This is a genomic window from Klebsiella sp. SYXHC3 (genome assembly GCF_057196925.1).
Genome location: NZ_JBXUNG010000020.1, coordinates 1 through 1,465, shown reverse-complemented (window position 1 = coordinate 1,465; position 1,465 = coordinate 1). Strand labels below are relative to the sequence as shown.

Below are 1,465 nucleotides of genomic sequence, written 5' to 3'. Positions count from 1 at the left end.
GTTAAGACAGAAGAGCTGTCGGATGAGCAGAAGTCGACGATAAGCGCGCTGAGTACGCTGGCGGCGGGACTGATGGGTGGGCTTAGCGGAGGCAGCAGCGCGGATGCGGTGGCGGGTGCGCAGGCCGGGAAGAACGCGGTGGAGAATAATGCTTTGAGTCCGATTGATTTCGGTAAAGGCATGGCTGACATGGGTTTATCCCAGCAGTCGCTCGGCGTTCATATGCTCCAGAATGGTGCCACACCAGAAGAACTCACGGCGGCGCTGATCAAGAACTCACAGGGACAGATACCGGACGGACAGAATGCAGCTAAAGGCCTGATGATTGCCTGGGCAGAATTCTTTGGGGTTCCGGTGAGTGCGTTGGCGGCGGATGGGGAAATGACGCCGCAACGAGCTGCGGAAATCTTGGCAAGTGGCGTGCCGACCAGTGAAGCAAAGTTAGTACAATATGTAGCAGCTAAGGCGTTTTTGGTTGTTGCGAAGAACACCTCTTATCCATCTGGAATTAGTTTTAAAATTGACCAACTGGAACATATGGGTTCTGTTGTAAAATACAATCAACAGAAAGGTATTACAGGTGGTCATAATGCTGATGCTTTCTATTCAACAGTAAGTGAGAAAAATGTGAAAATTGTCGGTGAAACTCAAAGCAGCGTGAAGGGTATTACTGAGGTTCAATATAAAATACCCGCTTACGATCGCGCCGGTAATATTACAGGTTATAAGGATAAAATATTTACCAAAACAATCTATGACCCTAAGATCTTTACTGACCAAAAAATGTTAGAATTGGGGCAGCAAGCTGCAAGTAGTGGTTACAAAGCAGCTATTGCATCTGGACAACGAGAATATACGGCAACCGCCGGCGGGATAAAATTCCAAGTTTATTTGGATAAAAAGACAGGAATGGTAGAAAATTTTCATCCGGTGACTAAATAATGAACGAATATATTTTTGAGAACATAGATTATGAAAACGATCCTGAATGGGTTGTTCGGGATTATTTTAATTCAATGTATCTACAGGGTAAATTCATATGGATGTTACCGTATCTTATAAATAAAATAGGCTGCGGTGTTAACGAAACATATTGTTCATTCCCTGATTTTGAAGACCCTGATCCAGAATGTCATTTTGAGGGCATAATGTTTGGGGTATGGGACGGAGAACTTATAGTTCCTGAATTTGTAGGCTTTAAATATGTCCGTCTGGCCTGTGAAAAGTATATTCAGTTACATCCTGAAGATACTGAAAAAGTAAATGAGTTGCTGGCTAAAATTCCAGCCTGAGTAAAGATCTCGGCTAGTGAGCCGGGATCGAGTTATCGGCGGTTATCCGCGACGGCGCGAATCAGCAGCAGGACGTGGCGGGGTTAAGCCGGGATGCGGCGCATGCGAACCAGACGCTGAGTCCGATATTTGATAAGGAGAAAGAGCAGAACCGGCTGGCGACGGCGCAGAAG

General features: G+C 45.9%; 2 protein-coding genes. Both read left to right on the top strand.

The features are described 5' to 3' along the window. A partial coding sequence (locus AC2CGP_RS24105; protein ID WP_213197794.1) for a VENN motif pre-toxin domain-containing protein occupies positions 1–942 on the top strand: 942 nt, incomplete at its 5' end. Further along, positions 942–1,292: a ribonuclease toxin immunity protein CdiI gene (gene cdiI / locus AC2CGP_RS24100; protein WP_015704291.1), complete on the top strand. Its 351-nt coding sequence runs from the start codon at positions 942–944 to the stop codon at positions 1,290–1,292. The genes AC2CGP_RS24105 and cdiI, both read left to right, overlap by 1 nt. Positions 1,293–1,465: the final 173 nt, after the last annotated feature.

What these genes read in the sequence shown, in the direction of transcription:
- cdiI (WP_015704291.1), top strand. Translation starts at nt 942, where the DNA reads ATGAACGAATATATTTTTGAGAACATAGATTATGAAAACGATCCTGAA.